19 protein-coding genes are annotated in these 20,533 nt (G+C 72.4%); 9 read left to right on the top strand and 10 right to left on the bottom strand.

The features are described from left to right. Nucleotides 1-36: 36 nt before the first annotated feature. The 3 genes from ITJ54_RS18370 to ITJ54_RS14315 all read left to right on the top strand — a co-directional run bounded on the left by ITJ54_RS18370 (nt 37) and on the right by ITJ54_RS14315 (nt 3,051). Nucleotides 37-1,443 carry a sensor histidine kinase gene (locus tag ITJ54_RS18370; protein WP_194629423.1) on the top strand — a complete coding sequence of 469 codons (1,407 nt, stop codon included), beginning with the start codon at nt 37-39 and terminating at the stop codon, nt 1,441-1,443. Beyond that, nucleotides 1,437-2,066, top strand: coding sequence for a response regulator (locus tag ITJ54_RS14320; protein ID WP_194629422.1), 630 nt, complete (start codon nt 1,437-1,439; stop codon nt 2,064-2,066). The genes ITJ54_RS18370 and ITJ54_RS14320 overlap by 7 nt, the downstream gene beginning before the upstream one ends. Before the next feature lie 97 nt (nt 2,067-2,163). Then, nucleotides 2,164-3,051 carry a hypothetical protein gene (locus tag ITJ54_RS14315; RefSeq protein ID WP_194629421.1) on the top strand — a complete coding sequence of 296 codons (888 nt, stop codon included), beginning with the start codon at nt 2,164-2,166 and terminating at the stop codon, nt 3,049-3,051. Nucleotides 3,052-3,236: 185 nt separating this feature from the next. On the opposite strand, the gene opgC is transcribed toward ITJ54_RS14315, so the two are convergent. From opgC to ITJ54_RS14295, 4 genes are all read right to left on the bottom strand, one after another. Beyond that, entirely contained in the window at nt 3,237-5,729 is a 2,493-nt protein-coding gene (gene opgC, locus ITJ54_RS18365; protein ID WP_194629420.1) for an OpgC domain-containing protein, read from the bottom strand. Beyond that, complete coding sequence (locus ITJ54_RS14305) at nt 5,726-6,127, bottom strand: ATP-binding protein (protein WP_194629419.1); 402 nt, start codon at nt 6,125-6,127, stop codon at nt 5,726-5,728. The genes opgC and ITJ54_RS14305 overlap by 4 nt, the downstream gene beginning before the upstream one ends. After that, on the bottom strand, nt 6,124-8,148 hold the full coding sequence (locus ITJ54_RS14300) for a glycosyltransferase family 2 protein (RefSeq protein ID WP_194629417.1): 2,025 nt from the start codon (nt 8,146-8,148) through the stop codon (nt 6,124-6,126). Before ITJ54_RS14300 ends, ITJ54_RS14305 begins: the two co-directional genes overlap by 4 nt. 113 nt (nt 8,149-8,261) lie before the next feature. Beyond that, nucleotides 8,262-9,002, bottom strand: coding sequence for a TetR/AcrR family transcriptional regulator (locus ITJ54_RS14295; RefSeq protein ID WP_194629415.1), 741 nt, complete (start codon nt 9,000-9,002; stop codon nt 8,262-8,264). Nucleotides 9,003-9,128: 126 nt separating this feature from the next. Here ITJ54_RS14295 and ITJ54_RS14290 point away from each other — a divergent pair, with 126 nt between their 5' ends. Beyond that, nucleotides 9,129-10,055: an NAD-dependent epimerase/dehydratase family protein gene (locus tag ITJ54_RS14290; protein ID WP_194629413.1), complete on the top strand. Its 927-nt coding sequence runs from the start codon at nt 9,129-9,131 to the stop codon at nt 10,053-10,055. Nucleotides 10,056-10,136: 81 nt separating this feature from the next. On the opposite strand, the gene ITJ54_RS14285 is transcribed toward ITJ54_RS14290, so the two are convergent. Both ITJ54_RS14285 and ITJ54_RS14280 read right to left on the bottom strand, forming a co-directional pair. Continuing rightward, a complete protein-coding gene (locus ITJ54_RS14285) occupies nt 10,137-11,465 on the bottom strand; it encodes a fibronectin type III domain-containing protein (protein ID WP_194629411.1) in 1,329 nt (442 codons plus the stop codon). A gap of 229 nt (nt 11,466-11,694) precedes the next feature. Beyond that, complete coding sequence (locus tag ITJ54_RS14280) at nt 11,695-13,455, bottom strand: DEAD/DEAH box helicase (RefSeq protein ID WP_194629409.1); 1,761 nt, start codon at nt 13,453-13,455, stop codon at nt 11,695-11,697. 74 nt (nt 13,456-13,529) lie between these two features. Between ITJ54_RS14280 and ITJ54_RS14275 the strand changes: the two genes are divergently transcribed. Genes ITJ54_RS14275 through ITJ54_RS18360 form a run of 3 tightly spaced genes read left to right on the top strand, consistent with a single transcriptional unit; the run spans nt 13,530 to nt 15,740 of the window. Next, the gene (locus tag ITJ54_RS14275; RefSeq protein WP_194629407.1) at nt 13,530-14,327 is read left to right on the top strand and encodes a helix-turn-helix domain-containing protein; all 798 of its coding nucleotides are present in this window, start codon (nt 13,530-13,532) and stop codon (nt 14,325-14,327) included. Continuing rightward, nucleotides 14,320-15,030: a GAF and ANTAR domain-containing protein gene (locus tag ITJ54_RS14270; protein ID WP_194629405.1), complete on the top strand. Its 711-nt coding sequence runs from the start codon at nt 14,320-14,322 to the stop codon at nt 15,028-15,030. The genes ITJ54_RS14275 and ITJ54_RS14270 overlap by 8 nt, the downstream gene beginning before the upstream one ends. Beyond that, nucleotides 15,027-15,740: a GAF and ANTAR domain-containing protein gene (locus tag ITJ54_RS18360; protein ID WP_194629403.1), complete on the top strand. Its 714-nt coding sequence runs from the start codon at nt 15,027-15,029 to the stop codon at nt 15,738-15,740. Before ITJ54_RS14270 ends, ITJ54_RS18360 begins: the two co-directional genes overlap by 4 nt. A 95-nt stretch (nt 15,741-15,835) precedes the next feature. Here ITJ54_RS18360 and ITJ54_RS14260 read toward each other — a convergent pair whose 3' ends face one another. After that, nucleotides 15,836-16,789 (bottom strand): manganese catalase family protein, encoded by a 954-nt coding sequence (locus ITJ54_RS14260; RefSeq protein ID WP_194629401.1) that lies wholly within the window; start codon nt 16,787-16,789, stop codon nt 15,836-15,838. A 164-nt stretch (nt 16,790-16,953) separates the two neighbouring features. Between ITJ54_RS14260 and ITJ54_RS14255 the strand changes: the two genes are divergently transcribed. After that, a complete protein-coding gene (locus ITJ54_RS14255; protein WP_194629399.1) occupies nt 16,954-17,466 on the top strand; it encodes a DUF427 domain-containing protein in 513 nt (170 codons plus the stop codon). 71 nt (nt 17,467-17,537) lie between these two features. Here ITJ54_RS14255 and ITJ54_RS14250 read toward each other — a convergent pair whose 3' ends face one another. From ITJ54_RS14250 to ITJ54_RS14240, 3 genes are all read right to left on the bottom strand, one after another. Continuing rightward, nucleotides 17,538-18,137 (bottom strand): acyltransferase, encoded by a 600-nt coding sequence (locus ITJ54_RS14250; RefSeq protein WP_194629397.1) that lies wholly within the window; start codon nt 18,135-18,137, stop codon nt 17,538-17,540. Between the two features lie 180 nt (nt 18,138-18,317). Beyond that, on the bottom strand, nt 18,318-18,917 hold the full coding sequence (locus tag ITJ54_RS14245; RefSeq protein ID WP_194629395.1) for a TetR/AcrR family transcriptional regulator: 600 nt from the start codon (nt 18,915-18,917) through the stop codon (nt 18,318-18,320). A gap of 13 nt (nt 18,918-18,930) precedes the next feature. After that, on the bottom strand, nt 18,931-19,104 hold the full coding sequence (locus ITJ54_RS14240; protein WP_194629393.1) for a hypothetical protein: 174 nt from the start codon (nt 19,102-19,104) through the stop codon (nt 18,931-18,933). Between the two features lie 213 nt (nt 19,105-19,317). Here ITJ54_RS14240 and ITJ54_RS14235 point away from each other — a divergent pair, with 213 nt between their 5' ends. Next, nucleotides 19,318-20,271, top strand: coding sequence for a helix-turn-helix transcriptional regulator (locus ITJ54_RS14235; RefSeq protein ID WP_194629391.1), 954 nt, complete (start codon nt 19,318-19,320; stop codon nt 20,269-20,271). The last annotated feature ends 262 nt before the right edge of the window (nt 20,272-20,533 follow it).

Here is a 20,533-nt window from a genome sequence, read left to right as displayed (position 1 = left end):
GCAGCCCGACCGCCTGCGCGCGGCTACGGTGACCACGTGCCCCGAGCAGCGTCGACGACCGACCCCCGCGTCCCCGACGACGGCAGCGTCCTCGTCGTCGCTCCCGACGCCCGCCGTCGCCCCGCGCGCAGCACCCCGTGGGGCCGGGTCCTGGCGGGCGTCGTCCTCGTCGCCCTGCTCGGCGGCGCTGCGGTGGCCACGGTCGGGACCCTCGTGTCGCAGCGCACCGCGGAACGCTTCGCAGTCGAGGACGCCACCGACGACACCGCGGCCGTCGCGCGCTCGGTGGTCCAACCCGCGCTGCTCGACGACCTGGCGGACCGCGACGCACCAGCCGACCGCCGAGCGGCGGCAGCGGAGGAGCTCGCCCGCGCCGTCCAGGGCGTGACCGCGGCGAGCGCCGCCGTCCGCGTGAAGCTCTGGGCCGCCGACGGCACCGTGCTGTGGTCCGACGAACCGCGGCTGGTCGGACAGCGGTTCGCCCTGTCCGAGGACGACCTCGAGGCGCTCGAGACCGACCGGTCCGATGCCGAGGTGTCCGACCTCACCGAGCCGGAGAACCGCTACGAAGGCGGTCAGGGGCGGCTGCTCGAGGCGTACCAGGCGGTGCACACGCCGTCGGGCGCACCGCTGCTGCTCGAGGTCTACTACCCCTACGACTCCGTGCTGGCCAGCGCCGCATCGCTCAGGTCCGCGTTCGCCACCCTGGCCTTCGGCACGGTCGCGGTCGGCATCGCACTGCTCCTGCCCGTCGTGCTGTGGCTGCTGCTCCGGCTGCGGGCCGGACAGCGGGAGCGGGAGCGCCTGCTCGTGCGGGCGCTCGACGCGGAGACCGCTGAGCGTCGTCGCCTCGCGGCAGACCTGCACGACGGGCCGGTGCAGGACATCGCAGGGCTCGCCCTGTCGCTCGGCGCCGCAGCGCGGACCACGACCGGCGCAGGGGCTGCCGTGCTCGACGAGTCCGCGACGACACTCCGGGCGGCCGTGTCGACCCTGCGCTCCTCGATGTCCGCGATCCAGCCGCCGGTCCCCGACCGGCAGGGGCTCGTGGCGGCGCTCGACGACGCCACGGCTCGGGGTCGGGCTGCTGGCGTGCGCGTGGTCATCGACGTGCCGGCGACGATCGAGGCCGCTCCCGCCGCGCTGCTCGCGACGGTGCGGTTCGTCCGCGAGTCCGTCGCCAACACGGTCCGGCACGCGGCGGCCTCGGCGGTGGAGGTCGTCGTCCGTCGGACCGGCGAGGACCTCGTCGTGGTGGTCGCGGACGACGGCGTCGGGTTCGACCCGGACGCCGTCCTGTCGACCACGCGGAGCGGCCACCTCGGTACGACGCTGCTGCGGCAGATCGCGGAGGACGCCGGTGGCTCCCTCCGCCTGCGGACCGCGCCGGGCACCGGCACGCGGTGGGAGCTCGCGATCCCAGCAGGGGGCACAGGATGGTGAGGGTGCTCCTCGTCGACGACCACGCCCTGGTGCGGAACGGGCTGCGTGCCGTGCTCGACACGACCGACGACTGCGAGGTCGTCGGCGAGGCGGCCACCGGCGAGGACGCCGTCGAACTCGCTGCCGTGCTGCTGCCCGACGTCGTCGTGATGGACCTGTCGATGCCCGGCGCCGGCGGGGTGGCGGCGACGCGGGCTCTGCGTGCGCGGGTGCCCGGCGCCCGGGTGCTCGTGCTGACGACGTTCGCGGACGACGAGCGGGTCCGCGCCGCCCTGGTCGCCGGTGCCACCGGGTACCTGTTGAAGGACGCGGACCCGGACGACGTCGTGCGGGGCGTCCGGGCCACGGCACGGGACGAGGCACCGATCGACCCCCGCGTCGCGCACGGCCTGCTGCCAGCAGACCCGGCACGTGCCGCCGCGCACGACACCGCGCCGGCGATGCCCCCGCGGGAGCGGGACGTGCTGGTCCGCCTGGCTCGCGGGCTGTCGAACCGGCAGATCGCCACCGAGCTCGGCATCGCCGAACGCACCGTGAAGGTCCACGTCGGCAGCGTCTTCCGGCGCATCGGCGTCGCCGACCGCACGAGTGCGGCGCTCTGGGCACGGGACCACGGCTGGTGAGCGGGTACTAGTACCAAGGTCCGATGGTGGTCGCCGGGCGGACCGGCGACGATCGTGCCGAGGAGGCGAACCGCCACCGCAGACCAGGAGGCACACCATGGACACCACCCGCGAACGACGCCGGGCGACCGGCCGACACACCATCGGCATCGCCGCCACGATCACCGCGCTCGCCGTCACGGCCGTCGCCCTCGTCGGGGTCGCCCCGGCACAGGCGTCCGGCAAGACCTCGACCGGCGGGGACTACGCCGTCACCGTCAACGGCTCCACCACGAACCCGGCCGTCGGCAAGGAGTACAAGCTCAAGGACACCGCAGTCTCCGGCACGATCGCGGTGCGCGGCAAGCACAACGGCTTCGACGTCCGAGTCGCCGACCTGGGCGTGTACGACTACACGCTGACCGGTGCCGCGGACACGCAGCGCATGGTGACGAAGCCGACCGTCGTGTTCGCGTCCAAGGTGCCGTCGCTGACCGCCGCGCAGCTCGCCGGGACGAAGCTGTCCTCGCTCGAGGTCAAGGACGACACCCTCGTCGCGATCTTCAGCACCGGCGCCGGCAAGTTCAAGATCCAGGCGAAGGACGGCGCGCAGGGTGGGATCTTCCAGATGGAGACCGAGTTCGCCGCTCCGGTCACCTTCACGCACACCCTCGGTGCCGGGCTCTTCTACTTCACGAACCCGTACACCGGGAAGATCAACTTCGGTGACGGCACCCCCGCGGTGACCTCGGGCAGCGGGGCGCACCAGATGCTCCTCGGCAAGGACAGCCCGCAGGTCGCGACGAAGACGTCGCAGACGGCCACCACGACGACGTGGACCGTCCAGCCCGGTGGTCGCCTCGGTGGTGTGCTCGGCGAGGACGCGATCGAGCTGAGCGCCGGGGCGACGAACTGCACGAGCGACTGCCAGGCACAGAACCAGATCCGCGGGTCGCTCCCGGTGCCGCCGGACCCGGTGGACCCGACGCCGCTCGCGACGCGCTGACGCGCACCTGACGGACTGGAGGCTCGGTGCCAGCTGGTACCGAGCCTCCAGTCCGTCGCGGTGCCGGCTGGCAAGTGGAATCGCGCGTAGGGGGTCGGAAGTTCCGACCCCCTACGCGCGAATCGACCTGCAACGCAGGGAAGGACCCGCGGGGGCACGACCTGCAACGCGGGGAAGGACCCGCGTCAGCGGGGGATGACGCTGAACAGGAACTTGCGGCGGATCATCACCCAGACCAGCAGGATCAGGGCCGAGTGGACGGCGAACCCGATCCAGCCGTTGCTCCAGTCGACGCCGGGGATCGACGCGATCGCCAGCGCGAAGAACACCTGCCAGACGAACACGTAGAGGCTGGCCTGCCCGATCGGGATCCACAGCCAGCCGAGGCATGCGTTGATCGGCTTCCAGAACACGGTGAGCAGCGCGTAGGACACGATCGCGAAGAAGGCGATGTCGACCAGGCGTCCCCACTGCAGGTCCACGCGCTGGTACGCCGTGTTGTAGAGCTGGTCGTACATCGACGCCGGTAACGGCACGGGCGTGAACCCGAACTGCGCCGCGGCCCAGACGTAGACCAGGAAGCCCGCGTAGCCGACGACCCCGACGCCGATGAGCACCTTGCCGAGGCGGCCGGTCAGCGCGCCGACGATCTGGCGTCGGTAGTAGCCGAGCACCAGTCCGTGCGTGAAGACGACCTGCCAGGTGAGGAGCGGGAACACCGCCTCGAACTGCGAGTGCAGCGGCTGGAAGCCCGGATTGAACGCCTGGAACACGTACAGCGCCCAGCTGCCGGCGAGCACGGCCCACCAGAAGCCCCGGCGGATCACCCAGAGCAGGGGCGGGATGAACAGGCTCAGCACCACGAAGAGCCCCATAATGTTGAACGGCCACGGGCCCATCTCGAGCAGCAGGAACTGCCGGATCGCGTACCAGGGCGGCGGGTACGCGAGGAGCTGCATGGCGTTCGGGTAGAGGTCGTAGACGCGTCCCTCGGCTCCGACGCCACCGGTGCCGGTCCCCCGGTCGGTGAACGTGGTGATCGCGTCCGTGTCCAGGAACGGCACGAAGCTCAGCGCGAAGACCACCGCGATCACCACGAGCGTGACGAGGTACTGCTTCCGCGCGCGCTTCCACGCACCGACGGCCGCCGCCCACTCGCCCGACCGCTTGATCGCGAGCGGGTACGTCATGCCGAGGACCATGCCGGACAGGAACACGAACATCTCCGCGCCCGTGATCGCCCCGACCGCGTGCAGCGTCAGGTACGAGTACGGGCCGCCGATCTCGATGTGGGTGATGACCACCGCGAGGATGATGAACCCGCGGAACAGGTCGAGGCGCAGGTCGCGTCCTGGCTTGCCGTCGTCCGGGTACCGCCAGCTCGGCACGAGCCGGCCGACGACACCGCTCAGCAGGAACGCCAGGGCCAGACCGACCGCGAGCCAGACGATCCACGCCATCTGGTCGCCGCCGGTGTCGAGCTGCTGGTTCGTCGCGGCGGCGCCGTCCTGGTGCGTCACCTCGGCTGTGACCGGGCCGGTCACGAACCGGTCGGTGGCGAGGAGGTCCCGGCGGAAGGACGCCGCCACGCCACGGTCGGCGGTGTCGCGCCAGTCGGCCAGGCGGTTGCCGGCCTCGGGCTCGCGCCGGTTGGTCTCGACGAAGGTCACGCCCCGCACGTACGGACGGTCCTGCACCGCCGTGAACACCTGGTTCCACCAGCCCTGCTTCACCGCGAGCTCGTCGGCACCGCGCAGGGAGTGGTCGTACAGGGCGCCGGTGTCGAGCAGCATCGGGCGGTCGTGGCCGACGGCGAAGCGCTCGGAGAACGTCTGCGGCTGCTGCTGGTCGTAGCCCCAGCGCTCGTCGAAGCGGGCCTCGACCTCGTCGGCGGCGGGCACCTCGTTCGTCCGTAGCGGCACGTCGCGCCCGGCGGCCTGGGTCGCCGCGCCCTTGCCGAAGGAGAACATCGACAGCCCGACCCAGTCGACGGAGGCGTCGCCCGGCCAGTACGGCCCGTACGGGTCGTCGGCGGCGGTGAGCGCGCCGTCGCCGTTCGTGTCGAGGCGTCGGACGTCGGTGGCGGACAGGTCGCGGAGCCGTCCGGCCGACTCCCCGAACGGGTAGCCGGCACCGTAGGACGGCGACCAGACCATGGCCGCGTCGGACGAACCGGTGTGCACCGCGTCGGCGAGCGCCTGGAACGCCCGCACGTAGTGCGTCGGCTGCTGGCCCCACCGCACCCACGTGCCGTTCATCTGCGGGGCGAACCGGACGAGCAGCTGCGTGCCGTACTGCCGGTGGATCCGCTCGAACAGGGCGTTCGTGCCGTTGGCGTCGGCGGTGGTCAGGGACCCGAGGGCGACCCCGGGTTCGAGGCCGACCACGAGCGTCGCGCCCTGTGCCGCGGCCGCGCGGGTCGAGCGGAGGAGCAGGCGTTCGGCGCTGCGGTCGAGCGGGTACTGGATCTCGACGCCGTAGGTCGAGGGGGTGGCACCGAGGCGCCCCTCGTACCCGTCGGGGGCGTCGGCACCCCAGTCGAGGTCCGGGCCGAACCAGGCCTTCCCGCTGGGCGGGGTGATCGGGCCGGTCGCCGCCTGTGCGGGCGCGACGCCGCCGAGCAGCAGCGTGCCGGCGGTGACGAGGAGGGCGATCAGGCGGACGAGGTGTCCCCTCACCGCTCGCACACCAGGGTCCAGACGTTGTGGCCGTGCTCGTGCCGGTGCTCGAGTCGGTCGAGCGCGGCCAGCGCCAGCGCCAGGCCGCGGCCGCTCTCGGCCTCGACGTCCGCCATGGTCACCGCGGCGAGGTCGATGTCGACGGGCAGCCCGTTGTCGCGGAGCACCGCGGTGAAGGCCTGGTCCGTGGCCTCGAGCTGCACGGAGTACCGGCGCCCCTCCTGCTGGTCGCGGCGCGCGGTGTGCTCGACGATGTTCGCCGCGATCTCCGCCACCGCGGTCTCGAGCGCGAACCGGCGGGCGACGTCGTCGACGCCCAGGCTCTCCCACCAGGTGCCGAAGCGGTCCTGCACGGTGTCGAGGCTGGTCGGGACGGCGGGGACGTCGAACGCGGTCACAGGGGTCCTCCGGCGGTGCTCGAGGTGTGGCTGGACTGCCCGGTGGGGGCTGGTCCGCGGTACAGCACCGCTCGGATGACGATGCTGAAGATGACGAGGTCGAAGACGACCCACGCGGTGTTGACGAGGGGGGCGATCCCGGACGCCTGCCCGCTGAGGTACCGGATGCCGATCATGAGCAGCGCGGCGACGAGCGACGCGATCGCGATCAACTGCGGCCGGACCAGGTCCCACCGGGGCTGCCACTCGGTGTCGTCGCGGACCTTCGGGGTCACGCGGAACCCGAGGGGCTTGCCGCGGAACACGTTCTCGAAGGCACTGGTCACGCTCTCGATCCACACCGGGAACAGCGCGAGCGAGTACTGCTGCCCGCGCCAGGTCGGCCTGCCCGCGGCGACCACCCAGAAGAGCAGCTGGTTGAGCACCAGGAACGGGATGAGCCGCGCGAAGAAGTCGACGCTGTAGGCCTGCACCGGGACGACGCCGAACGACAGGCAGAGCACCGGCGCGGCGATGTACACGACGGCCGCGAACCCGGACAGGTAGCTCCACATGGTCGAGAAGTACATGAGCCGCTGCCCGAACGACAGGCCCTTCTGCACCAGGGGGTTCTCGCGGAAGAACACCTGCATGGTGCCCTGCGCCCACCGGAGGCGCTGGACGAGCATCGTCGGCAGGTCCTCGGGCGCCAGCCCCTTCGCCAGGATCTCGTCGTGGTACGCCGACCGCCAGCCGAGCCCGTGCAGGCGCATCGCGGTCGCCATGTCCTCGGTCACGGAGATCGTCGCCAGCGGCATGATCGGCTGGGCCTCGTCGCCACGGTTCACGTCGACGGCCCTGGCCAGGACCGCGATCGCCTCGATGGCCGCGACCGGTGAGGCGTTCCGCTGCCCGAGGAGGTCGAGCGCCGCGTCGTCGAGGCCGGCGAAGGTGTCGGCCTCGGTGGACATCGCCGCGAGTTCCTGCAGGTCGTTCCGCACCGACTCGAGGTCGGCCGCGGCGAACCGGAACGCGATGGCGTCGATGCCGCGCTGGAAGTCGTACGTGACGTCGCCGAGGGGCTCGTCCGCGGCCATCTGGTCGCGGGCGCGGTCCACCACGGTCGCGGCGTCGTCGAGGGCGCCGAGCACGCGCGGGTCGGTCTCGTCCTCCCGGGCACGGGAGAGCAGCCGGCGCGAGGTCACCAGCGTGCGTCGCACCGAGGTCTCGACCTCCTGTACGTACCGGGATATCCCGAGCTGCATCAGCGCCTCGCGCCGGAGGATCGCGTTCGACCCGCAGAAGAACGCGGCGTCCCAGCCGTCCTTCGACTGCTGGATGGGGCCGTAGAACAGCGGCGCCTGGCTGCCGAGCGGGTCGGCGTCCGGCACGTTCTCGAACCACTGCGGGGTCTGCACGAGTGCGATCCGCGGGTCCTTGAAGTACCCGAGCGTCCGGTCGAGGATCGCCAGGTCCGGCACCTGGTCGGCGTCGAGGACGAGCAGGAACTCCCCCTGCGTCGACAGCAGGGCGTTGTTGAGGTTGCCCGCCTTCGCGTGCCGGGGGCGGTCGACCCAGTCCTGCCCGCGGGTGACCACACCGAGCCCGGCCTGCTCCGCCGCGGCACGCATGTCGGCGCGGTTGCCGTCGTCGAGGATCCAGGTGCTGTGCGGGTACCGGATGGCCTTCGCTGCCAGCGCGGTGCGCATCACCAGGTCGACGGGTTCGTCGTAGGTCGTGATGAAGACGTCCACGGTGACCTCGGTCGCCGGCAGGGTCGGTGGTTCGCCCCGCTCGCGGAGCTTCCACGCACCGAACGCGAAGAGCAGCGAGTCGATCACGCTGTACGTCTCGGCGAGGACCAGCGGCACGGCGATCCACCACGAGTGCCAGTTCACCGACGCCGCCCAGCGCCAGCCGACGTAGTTGATGCCCGCCAGCGAGGCCAGGAGCGCGACCACCCGCACCGTCACCAGCCGTCGGCGTCCGGTGTTGCCACCGAGTCGACGGCGGTCCTGCCTGCTGACGTCGAGCGCGGTCACCCTCTGGCTGCCGATCCGACGACGTACGTCATGCTCCGCTGCACCGTTGCTCCTGATCGCGCGGGGTGGTTGGTTCCTCGCCGTCGGGTCTCGGCTCGGGTGTCCGGACCTGTCTACCTCAGGGGAGGCGCCGTTGTCACGCCCCCGATCGCGGAGAAGCCGATGTCCGCTGCCAACCGTTCGACCAGCCGGTCGAAGTACTCGGCATGGTCGGCGACGACTCCGACGGTGTGGCCGAACAGCTCGAAGGACACCGCGCCGAACAGCGTCGTCCACGCCATGATCGTCCGCATGACGGCCTCGGCCGGGGCGTCGTCCGTGATCCCGCGTGACCGGACGTACGCGAGCGCCGGCGCCACGACGCCGCCGACCGCAGCGGGCGCCGGGGACACCGGGGACGGCGGGACGGGACGGTCGGCCATGGCGTCGACCGCGATCCGGACCAGCACCTGCGTGACCCGGGTCGCCGGTTCGACCGTCTCCTGCGGTGCCGCGTACCCGGGCACCGGACTGCCGTAGAGCAGCGCGAAGTCCCCCGGGTGCGCGAGCGACCAGGTGCGGACGGCACGGCACGCGGCGATCCACCGGCCACCGACGTCCGTGCGCTCGTGTCCGCCGTCCGCCCGCTCGACGGCGTCCCCGAGCTCGTCGTAGTCCTGCACGAGCAGCGCGGTGAGCAGGTCGTCGCGGCTCGGGAAGTACCGGTAGACCGCGGACGAGACCATGCCGACGTCGCGGGCCACCGCCCGGAGGCTCAGCTGCGCGGGACCCTCCTCGGTCAGACGCGCGCGGGCCGCGTCGAGGATCCGGGAGCGGAGCGCCTGTCGGGCCAGTGCGCGTGCCGTCTCGACCATCCGTCAACCCTCGCACGCGAGAGCGGTGCCCACAAACGAGAGCACTGCTCTTGCGCAGTGCTCCACCGCATGCGATCCTCAGCGAAGCGAGAGCACTGCTCTCGCTTCGCTGAGGAGAGGACCCCCATGTCGCAGCACCACCTGGTCGTCGGCGCCGGACCCGTCGGCCGTCACGTCGCGGCCCTGCTCGTCGAGCGTGGCGACCGCGTCACGGTCGCCACGCGCTCCGGTCGTGACACCGGGGTCGGAGGCGCGGCGCACGTCGCCCTCGACGCCTCGGACGCCGACGCGCTCACCCGGGCCACCGAGGGCACGGCCGTCCTGCACAACTGCGCCAACCCCGGCGACTACACGCAGTGGGAGGCACTGTGGCCCCCGCTCGCGGCCGCCCTGCTCACCGCGGCCGAGCGGACCGGCGCGGTGTACGCGATCACCGGCAACCTGTACCCGTACGGCCCGGTCGACGGCCCGATGCACGAGGCTCTGCCGGACGCGGCGACCGATGCCAAGGGACTCCTCCGGGCCCGGCTCTGGCAGGACGCGCTCGACGCCCACCGCGCGGGTCGACTCCGGGCCGTCGAGGTGCGCGCGTCGGACTACATGGGCACCGGCACCGGGGACAACGCCCACGTCACCCGCGTGCTGCCCGGGGCGCTCCGGGGGAAGGGCGCCTGGATGATCGGCCGGACCGACCTGCCGCACACCTTCACGGACGTGCTCGACGTCGCGCGGACCCTCGTAGCGGCGGCGGACGACCCCTCGGCGCACGGCCGGACCTGGAACGTGCCGTCGAACCCGCCGGTGTCGCAGGCGCAGGCCCTGACGGACGTGCTGGCCGCGGCGGGCAGGCCCCCGGTGCGGGTCCGCGGCCTGTCCGTGCCCGCGATCCGCGCGCTCGGCGTCGTGTCACCGCTGCTGCGGGAGATGGTGCCGCTGCAGTACCAGTGGACGGCTCCCTACGTGCTCGACGACGCCGCGGCCCGCGCGCACTTCGGCATCGAGCCGACGCCGTGGGCCGAGGTCTGTCGGCGGACACTCGTCGGCGTGGCCTGACCGCACGGGTCACCGGCACCACGCGAGGAGGGCCCAGCACCGCGGTGCTGGGCCCTCCTGTGTGTGCTGGTGTCGCCCGGGTCAGATGACGAGCAGGCGGCTGAACTGCGCGCCGGAGAGCTGCTGGGCAGCGCCACCGGCGGCCGGCAGCCGCCAGAGGCCCGGCGTCGCGCCACTGTCTACGTCGAGGAACACGTCGCCGGCCTCGTCCGCAGCACCGACGTTGGCGCCGCGCTTGCCGGCGGTGACGCCGCTCACCGGCACGGTGGTCGTGGTGCCGTCAGCGGCGCGGACGACGGTCGTGGTGATCGAGCGGTCCACGCCACAGCCGGTCGGCGTGTACTCGGACGGCGTCGGGCACCACCCGGCCGACTGCGCCAGGCGGAAGCCGGCGGAGTTGGTGGCGCCGTACTCGAACGCGAGCCTGGGCTCGGCCACGGTCCAGGTGGTCGCACCGGCCGGCAGCGCCTGCCAGATGTAGGCCCCGGCAGCACCCGGCGAGAGCCAGTTCACGTAGAGCCCACCGCGCCCGTCGGCGATCATGGTGCGGACGTAGCCGAAGGTCCCGGTCGCGCCGTAGCTGAGGGTGCGGGTGGTGGTCGTCCCCGCCGGGGTGCGGCTGGTGACGGAGGCCCTCGAGGTGTCACCGGTCCACGCCGACACGGTGCCGTCGCGGCCGACCGCCCACGTGATGCCGGTGCTCGGCAGGACCGTCACCGGGGTGCCACCGGTGACCGGCAGCTCCTTGACGGCGCCGGAGACCGAGTCCTGCCAGTACAGGTTGCCCGCGACGTCCGAACGGAGGTCGGCGGTCAGGTGCAGCCCCGTCGCGATCGTCTGGGGTGCGCGGCCACCGGCCGGGTACATCACGATCGAGGTCAGGTCGGCCGACGGCACGAACACGTCGCCGCGGTCGTCGGCCGTGTAGCCGGCGCCCTTCGCCGCGACGGTGGTGGCCGCCGTGGACCCGTCCGTGCCGAAGCGCACGACGGCACCGGTGGCGTCGAGCGCGAAGAGGGACTGCGACTCGGTCTCCGCGGGTGTCCCGGTCGCCGTGTACCGGACCTTCACGGCCGGCCCCGTCGCGGCCTTCGCACCGACGGCGCGGACGGCGAACGTGTAGGTCGTCCCGGCGTGCAGGGCGCCGAAGCGGTCCCAGCGCGCCGATGCGCCGAGCCGGTCGACACCGTTGTCGGGCTGCTCGTCGACGGGGGTGACGGCGACGGTCCAGCCGACGACCTTGCCACCGCTCTTCGGCAGCGCCCACTGGACGGTTGCCTGGTCGGCGGCGCCGACGACCCGCACCGAGGTCGGCGCACCTGGCTTCGCTGCCGGTGCGGCCGTCGCCGGGAGCGCCCCGGTGACGACGAGCGCGGCTGCTGCCGCGACGGTGAGCACTGTCTTGAACACGATCATTCCCCTGTCCACGCGACTTCCCGTCGCGTCCCGGGGACATGGAAGCACCGCCGGGGTGCCCGTGGGACGGCCGGCGGCCGATGTGCGGTCCACCGTGCGGAGTTCCGCAACGGACAGGGCCCACAGACGGACGGACAGGGCCCACAGACGGACAGGAGGCTCCCCACCGGACCGGTGGGGAGCCTCCTGTCAGGAGCGCAGCACGTCAGCGACGTGCGCCGAGTCAGTAGCGCGAGGTGCGCGCCGGACGGTCGTCGTCGTCGCGGGGGCGACGCGAGCCGCCGCCGCGGCGGTCGGGCTGGATCTCGATGAGCCGACCGCTGATGCGGGTGTCGCGGAGGCGCTCGATCACGTCACCGGGCATGTCCGACGGCAGCTCGACGATGGAGAAGTCCGGCTGGATGCGGATCGCGCCGAAGTCGTCGCGGCGCAGGCCGCCCTCGTTCGCCAGGGCGCCGACGATCTGGCGCGGCTCGACGCGGTGCCGACGACCGACCTCGATGCGGTACGGCGTCATCGGGACCGAGCGACGACGACGGTCGCCGCCGGCATCGGCATCGCGGGCAGGGCGCTCGTCGCGGCTCTTGCGCTGGTCGCGCTCGACCTGGCGGCGGAGGGCGTCCTCGGCCGGGTCGAGGAGCAGCGGGGTCTCGCCCTGGGCGACCACGGCGAGCGCTGCGGCCACGTCGGCCTCGGGGACGTCGTGGTGCTCGACGTAGTGGGCGATGATGTCGCGGAAGGCCTCGACCCGGCCACGCTGGTCGAGTGCCGCGGTGATCGCGTCGTCGAAGCGGGTCAGGCGGGTGACGTTGACGTCCTCGACCGAGGGCAGCGTCATCTCGGTGAGCGGCTGGCGGGTGGCCTTCTCGATCGCGGTGAGCAGGCGGCGCTCGCGCGGGGTGACGAAGCTGATCGCGGCACCGCTGCGGCCGGCGCGGCCCGTGCGGCCGATGCGGTGGACGTAGGACTCGGTGTCGACCGGGATGTCGAAGTTCACCACGTGCGTGATGCGGTCGACGTCGAGGCCACGGGCTGCGACGTCGGTGGCCACCAGGATGTCGAGCTTGCCCGACTTGAGCTGGTTCACGGTGCGCTCGCGCTGCGCCTGGGCGACGTCACCGCTGATGGCGGCGGCGGCGTACCCGCGGGCACGGAGCTTCTCGGCCAGGGTCTCGGTCTCGCTCTTGGTGCGGACGAAGATGATCAGGCCCTCGAAGTCCTCGACCTCGAGGATGCGGGTGAGCGCGTCGACCTTCTGCGCGTACGACACGATGAGGTAGCGCTGCGAGGTGTTCGCCGACGTGGTCGTCTTGGCCTTGACGGTGATCTCGGCCGGGTCGTTGAGGTACTGCTTCGAGATGCGACGGATCTGCGCGGGCATGGTCGCGGAGAACAGGGCGACCTGCTTGGTGTCCGGGGTCTCGGCGAGGATCGTCTCGACGTCCTCGGCGAAGCCCATCTTGAGCATCTCGTCGGCCTCGTCGAGCACCAGGTACTTCAGCTCGGACAGGTCGAGCGTGCCCTTCGCGATGTGGTCCATGATGCGGCCGGGCGTGCCGACGACGACGTCCACGCCACGGCGCAGTGCCGACAGCTGGACGCCGTAGGCCTGGCCGCCGTAGACGGGCAGCACGTGGACGCCCTTCATGTGGGACGCGTACTGCTCGAAGGCCTCGCACACCTGGAGCGCGAGCTCACGGGTCGGCGACAGCACGAGCGCCTGGGGCAGCTTGCTGCCGGCGTCCATGCGGGACAGGACGGGCAGCGCGAACGCGGCCGTCTTGCCGGTGCCGGTCTGCGCGAGACCGACGACGTCACGCCCGGCGAGCAGGGTCGGGATGGTGGCGGCCTGGATCGCGGACGGGGTCTCGTACCCGATGTCCTTGACGGCCTTGAGGACGGGCTCGCTGAGCCCCAGGTCGGCGAACGTCACCACGGGCCCCTCGTCGATGGGTTCGGTGGTGCTGTTCGTTTCGGAGCTCATCCTGGTACGGTACCCGGCCGGACCCGGGTCTGCCGAACCGAGGCGCGGTTCGGGGTCCCGCGTACGCTGTCCACATGCGCGACGACGTGTCCCCGGAGCGGCCTCCGGGGCCGGGTCCCAGACTCTCCCGGACCGTCCGTGACGCGCTGCACTGGCTCCACGACCACGCGCAGGAGCGGATCGCCGTGCCGGACGCCGCCGCAGCGGTCAACATCTCCGCGCGGGGGCTCCAGAAGGCCTTCCACCGCGAGGTCGGCATGAGCCCCGGGCAGTACCTCCGTGCGCTGCGACTGGAGGGCGTCCGTCGCGACCTGCAGTCCGCCGACCCAGCAGAGCGTCCCACGGTGGCCGAGGTCGCCCGGCGCTGGCACTTCAGCAACGCGGGTCGCATGGCTGCCGACTACCGCGCGGCGTTCGGCAGCGCCCCGTCCGCCGTCCTCCGGTCCTTCGAGTCGGACGACGAGCCGGGGGCACGGATCCCGGCGCTGGCGGAGCCGGGCAGCGAGCGGCACCGCTTCCGCCTGGTGCTCGACGTCGAGATCGACGTGGAGGACCCCGACGCGACCCTGGCGAGTGCCCTGCGTCGGGCCGAGCACGACATCGTGGCCTGGCAGGGCTACCGACCCGACGGCGGGACCGAGGACCTGGTGGCGTTCGTGGTGAACGACGCGGTCCGCCGGGCCCTGCGCGACACCGACGGGGTGCGGCTCACGTCGGTGAACCCGCTCCTGCGCCTGCCGGAGGCGGACGGGTCCTACGCGGCGGCCGAGCTGCCGCCGTGGGGGCCGACCGCGCCGTCCCCGACCCCGCGCGCCCGGGCAGCGGCGCCGCGGGTACGATCGGACACCGATCAGGGAGGCGCAGATGGATGACGCAGTGCAGCGCGCGTTCCGGGCGATCCGGTCGCTCGAGGTCCCCGACGACGAACTCAGCGAGCCGTTCCGCCAGGCCATCCCGATCGGTGGGGTCTCGGTGTCGTCGTTCGGCGCGATCGGGACGAACGAGACCATCTCCGCCTCTGACGACACGGCGTCCCGCGTGGACGAGATCCAGTTCGACCTGACCGAGGGGCCGTGCTGGACCGCGCTGCGTCGGCGCGCTCCGGTGCTCGAGGGCGACATCATCCGGCACCCGAACACCGAGTGGCCGGCCTTCAACGACGCCGTCCGCGGTGAGGCCGTGCGCGCCGTGTTCGCGTTCCCGATCGTCTTCGGACCGTTCCCCCTCGGCGCGGTGGACGTCTACGCGACCGAGCCGACCGAGCTCGACGACGAACAGGTCGAGTTCGGGTCGGCGCTCGCGACCGCGATGGGTCGCCGGGTGCTGCGCCGCGTGGTCCGCGCCGTCGAGGACGAGGACGCGCTCCTCGACCGCAACCCGTTCTCCCGCCGGGTCGTGCACCAGGCGACCGGGGTGGTCCTCGCGCAGCTCGACATCACCCCCGACGACGCGACCCTGCTCATCCAGGGCCACGCCTTCGCCCGGAGGACCTCGATGCGCCAGGTGGCCGAGGAGATCATCAGCGGTGTCGTGCGGTTCGAGCAGCACGGCGGCCTGATCGAGGACGTCCGGTGACCGACGCGGCGCGGGAGGCCCGGATCGTCGACACGTTCGCGACGCTCGCCGACACCCTCGTCGACTCGTACGACGTCGTCGAGCTCCTGCAGACCCTGGTCGAGACCTGCGCGGACGTGCTCGACGTCGACGCCGCCGGCATCCTGCTCGCGAACACGTGGGGCGAGCTCGAGGTCATCGCCTCGACCTCCGAGACCAGCCGGCTCATGGAGGTCCTGCAGCTCGACGCCGAGGCCGGGCCCTGCATGCGGGCCTTCGCCACCGGTCAGCCCGTCGTGTGCCCGGACATCGCGGACGCACCGGCGGAGTGGGCGGCGTTCAGCGCCGGAGCGCTGGCGCTCGGCGTCCGGTCGGCACACGCCGTGCCGCTGCGCCTGCGCGCCACGGTCATCGGGACGCTCAACCTGTTCGGCACGTCGACCGGCACGCTCTCCGGCCCCGACCTGCGGATCGCGCGCGCCATGGCGGACGTCGCGACGATCGGCATCCTGCACGAGCGGACCCTGCGCGAACACGAGGTCGTGCAGGCCCAGCTGCAGCGCGCCATCGGGTCCCGCGAGGTCATCGAGCAGGCCAAGGGCGTCGTCTCCCACGTCAAGGGCGTCTCCATCGAGGACGCCTTCGGGGTCATCCGGGCCCACGCGGTCGCCACCGGCGACCGTCTGTCGGACGTCGCGCAGGCGATCGTGGCCCGCACCCTGCGGCTCTGACGCCGCACCGGCCCTGGACGGCACCACAGACGGACGGGAGACCCGTGGCGGGTCCGCCACGGGCCTCCCGTCCGTCTGTGGTGCCGGTCAGCCGGTCAGGCGACCGGACCGTACAGCGGGTCGGCAGCCGCGTCGAGCTCGAGCTCGGCGGTCTGCTGGATGAGCGCGAGCAGGTCCTTGTCGAGACCCGGCGCGAACTCCTCGAGACGCTCCGGGGCGATGAAGGACGGCGCGCCCTTCGGTGCCTGCTCCGACGCGTCGAGGTCGGTGCCGTCACCCGACGGCGAGGCGCCGCGGAAGATCTTGGCGGCCTCGGACGCCCCGTCGAGGTCGAAGCTGTACTGCTTGCTCTGCAGACCGAGGTCGACGAGCTCCTTGACCTCGGGGAACTGCTCGGCGTTCGTCTTCGGGATCGGCAGGAGCGACTTCCACTCCACGCCGAGGGTCTCGAGCGCCTTCGCGTAGGCGTTCTCGTGGGCCTGGTCGCGGACGATCAGGTACGCGACCGTCGCGCGGGCCGTCGGGTTGTCCGTCATCTCGTAGATGCGGCACTTCTGCAGGCGTCCGGTCGACTCGAGCATGAGGTTGTAGAGCAGGTCGAGCGGCAGGTTGCCAGAGTTGTAGACGTAGCTGCCGCTCCACGGGTTGCCGGCCGAGTCGACCGGCAGGGCACCCTGCGCACCGACGAGGTAGTGGTGGATGTTGCCGGTGTCGAGGGCGATCGACAGCGGCGTCGCACCCTTGGCGCCCGGCTGGTCGACCGGGTCGGTGACCTTGCCCGAGTACCCGGGGGCGCCGTCGAGCAGGCGGGAGATCGTCGTGCCGATGAGCTCGACGTGGCTGATCTCCTCGGTGCCGACGCCCTGGATGAGGTCACGGTACGGCTTGGCGGCAGGGCCGCGGAAGTTCATGGCCTGGAAGAGGTACTGCATCATCGTGCGCATCTCGCCGAACTGGCCGCCGAGGCCCTCCTGCAGCGCGTTCGCGGCTGCGGGGTCCGGGTCGCCAGGAGCGATGTCGTTGATCCAGGTCTGTGCGTGGAAGTACATGGTGCCTCCGATCGTGCGACGGGACCACCGCACGCCCGACGCTGCTCGGGGTGCCCTGACCGGGCGGTCGTATGATCCGGCGAGCGCAGTCCTGACAGCCACGGTCGGCGCCCCGGTCGGTCGGGACACGGCCATCGCACCGCCTCGGCGGGTAGACCGGTCCCATGACACCTCGCTTCCCCGGACACCCGGCCCCGACCCAGCCCGGCCCCGGCCAGGAGTCCGTGTGGGACTACCCGCGGCCGCCGCGCGTCGAGCCCACGGCCGACCGGATCGTGGTGCGCCTCGGCGGCGCGGTGATCGCCGACACGACGGCGGCGGTGCGCGTCCTGGAGACCAGCCACCCGCCCGTCTACTACGTGCCCGCGTCGGACTTCGCGCCGGGAGCGCTGACCCGGACGAGCGGCTCGAGCATGTGCGAGTTCAAGGGCCGCGCCGCCTACTACGACGTGCACGGCGGCAGCGAGACCGTCGAGCGGGCGGCATGGCACTACCCGACGCCCGAGCCGGGGTTCGGCGAGCTCGAGGGCCGCGTGGCGGTCTACCCGTCCGCGATGGACTCGTGCGAGGTCGCCGGCGAGGTCGTGCAGGCCCAGGCCGGGGACTTCTACGGCGGCTGGATCACGTCGCGCGTGGTCGGGCCGTTCAAGGGCGAGCCCGGCACGCTCGGGTGGTGAGACGCGGCCGCTCAGCTCGGGGTCGCTGAGCGCTGGGTCGCTGAGCGCTGGGTCGCTCAGCGCTGGGTCGCTCAGTTCTGGGTGGTGACCGACTCCGGCTCTGACGGGCCCGGAGCGGGCGTCGGCCGCGCCAGCTCGCGGATGCGCCGGGCGGGGACCCCCGCGTAGACGCCGTGGGACTGCAGGTGGCCGGTGACGACGGCACCGGCCGCGATGACGACGTCGTCGTCGATGCGTGCACCCGGGAGGATCGTGGCGCGTCCGCCGATCCACACCCGTTCACCGATGGTCACCGCCCGCCCCTTTGCGACCGTGCTCCAGCCGCCGTCGGGGTCGATGGCGTGGTGGCTCGTCATGATGAGCACCTGCATGCCGATCGCCGTGTGGGCACCGATCGTCACCGGCGCGACCGCTTCGATGTCGACGCGGGTGTTGAAGTAGACGCCGCGCCCGATCCGCAGGTTCCTGGCGCTGCCGTTCAGGGAGAACGCGGTGCCGGGGCCGGACTCCACCTGCGCGCCGGCCGCGTTGAGCAGGACACGGCGGGCAGCACGCGGCATCAGCGCTGCCCCGAGCACGCTCGTGAAGAGCACGCTGCCGAGCCCGCCGACGACGTCCTCGCGCAGGCGGGAGACGAAGGTCGAGCTGGCCTTCACGGGTGGTGCTGCCATGCGGCGTCCGATCTCTGGGGCGGGCTGGGTTGCCCGCTCCTGGGGAGACTGACAGGACCGGCGGTCCTCGACAACGCTCGGGACCGGACCGTGCGGTGTCCCGCAACGAGCCCCGCATCCGGCACCCGAGCGACACCGCCGAATCGACATGTGTCGTCAGGACGTCGCGGTCGGACGGCTTCAGTCGCCGTCGGGCCGGTCGTAGACGGACATCAGCATCGCCGCCGCCGTCCGTGCGGAGCGAGCGGGCCGGGTGGTGCCGTGGATCGCGGCTTCGACCTGGGCACCCTCGATGAGCAGGGTCAGGGCGTCCGCGAGGTACGGCGGCAGCTCCGCGTCCGTGCAGAGGTCGGCGACGAAGCCCTCGAGGGCAGCGAGGTGCTCCTCGGCCAGGCCCGCGATCGTCGGGTCGTTCCGGCCGAGTTCGCCGTAGCTGTTGATGAACGAGCAGCCGTGGTAGCCCCCCTCGGCGAAGCAGCGCTCGAGGTACGAGAAGACGGCGAGCACCCGGTCCCTGGGGTCCTCGTACCCGGCGACGAACCGGCGGAGCCCCTCGGCCCACTCCCGGTGCCGGTACTGGAGTGCGGCCACGACCAGGGAGTCCTTCGACGCGAACGCGGTGTCGAGCGCCGGACGGCTGAGACCGGCCGACTCCGCGATCCGGTCGAGCGTGACGACGGCGATGCCCTCGGCGGTGAACAACGCGTCCGCGGACACGACGACCGCCCACTGCGCGGCGCTCCGCGTGGGCGGGTCGAGGAGGAGCGGCTGGTGCAGCATGCCGGTCGGTGGACTAGGCCGCGGCGAAGAAGTCGGCGTAGGCGGGCTCCCTGCCGTACGTCTGGGTCATGGGCTCGTGCAGGCGCGCTGCGACGATGGCGGCGAGTTCGTCCGGCGGCGTGAGGCCGCGACGGCGCCACTCCGTCGGGTGCTGGCGGAGGGCAGCGAGCGTGTGGCGGTCGAGCATGGGGGTGTCCTGTCCACGGTGCGGCAGGACCGTGTCGGTCCTGGCGGGGACGACGCTAACGGGGCGTGCCGGACCGGACGAACCGCGGCAGGGGCATCCGCGGAACGAGGACACCGACCACGCGCAGCGCCCCGTGCACCCGCGCAAGCCGGACATGTCCGGTCTCCGTCCGACGCAGCCGGTGCCGGTCCCCCGCCGTGGGATGCTGGAGGCATGTCGTCCGTGGAACCGGTGCCCGTCGACATCGGGATCAGGCTCACCGAACCGGCCGCCGCGTCGGCGGCGATCACCACGTTGTACGGCGGTATCGACCTCACGGTGGACCAGCTCGACGACTCGTTCTCCTTCCGCTACACCGCGCGGGGTGACGACACGATGACGATGCGGTCGTCGCACTTCAGCGGGCGTCTCGCCGGCGAGGTCCCGCCGGGGGACGACGTCGTCGTGCAGTGGCTGACGAGCGGCACCGGGTGGTTCGACACCGGCAGCAGCCCCCTGGAGCTCACACCGGGCCGTCCCGTGCCGTTGCTCCCGCAGCGCACGTTCTCCTTCGAGATGTCCGACTACGACCAGCGCCTCGTGCACCTGGACCGTGCCCTCGTCGAGCGGGTGGCCTCGGAAGGGGGCAGCGACGTCGGCGGCGGACTCCGCTTCGACATGCACGCCGGCCCCTCGCCCGCGGCGGTCCGGGCCTGGCACAACTCCGCCGCCCTCGTCGCCCACACCCTGCGGGACGACGGTTCCGGCGGCCTGCTCCACCGGGAGATGGCCCGGCTGATGTCGGCGGCACTGCTGGAGATGTACCCGTTGTCGCCCCTGCCCGACCTCGGCACCTCGCGCGTCCGGTCCGCCCACGTCCGAGCGGCGGTCGAGTACGTGCACGCGCACGCTCACCTGCCGATCACCACGACGACGGTCGCCGAGGCCGTCGACGTCGGCCTGCGCGCCCTGCAGGAGGCCTTCCGCTCCGAACTCGGCGTCACGCCCAACGAGTACGTCAGGAGCGTCCGGCTCGACCGGGCCCGCGACGAGCTCCTGCAGACGGACCCCACGACCACGATGGTCCGGGACGTCGCCCGGCGCTGGGGGTTCCTGCACCTCGGCCGCTTCTCGCAGACGTACGCGAGCCGGTTCGGCGAGTACCCGCGGGACACCCTGAGCCGGTAGCGGACGCCGCCGTCGAGGCCGCGGAAACTCGTTCCAAACCATCTGGCCGAGGGCGCCGAATCACTGTCACGACCGGGAAACCACCCGGGGCGCTCACCAGCAACACCATGCTGGTTCTCCACTCCTCGCACGGGGTGTGTTCGGCGCGCACACAGCAGCCGCGCCGAGCGCGACACAGCAAAGGAAACGAACACCATGCGCAAGATCACCAAGACCACGGTCTCCCTCGCCGCCGCTGGCGCGATCATCCTCACCGGTGCCG

The sequence above is a fragment of the Curtobacterium sp. VKM Ac-2865 genome, assembly GCF_015350905.1.
Lineage (GTDB): Bacteria > Actinomycetota > Actinomycetes > Actinomycetales > Microbacteriaceae > Curtobacterium.
The sequence above is the reverse complement of the archived record's forward strand: the minus strand, read 5'-3'. Positions and strand labels throughout refer to the sequence as shown.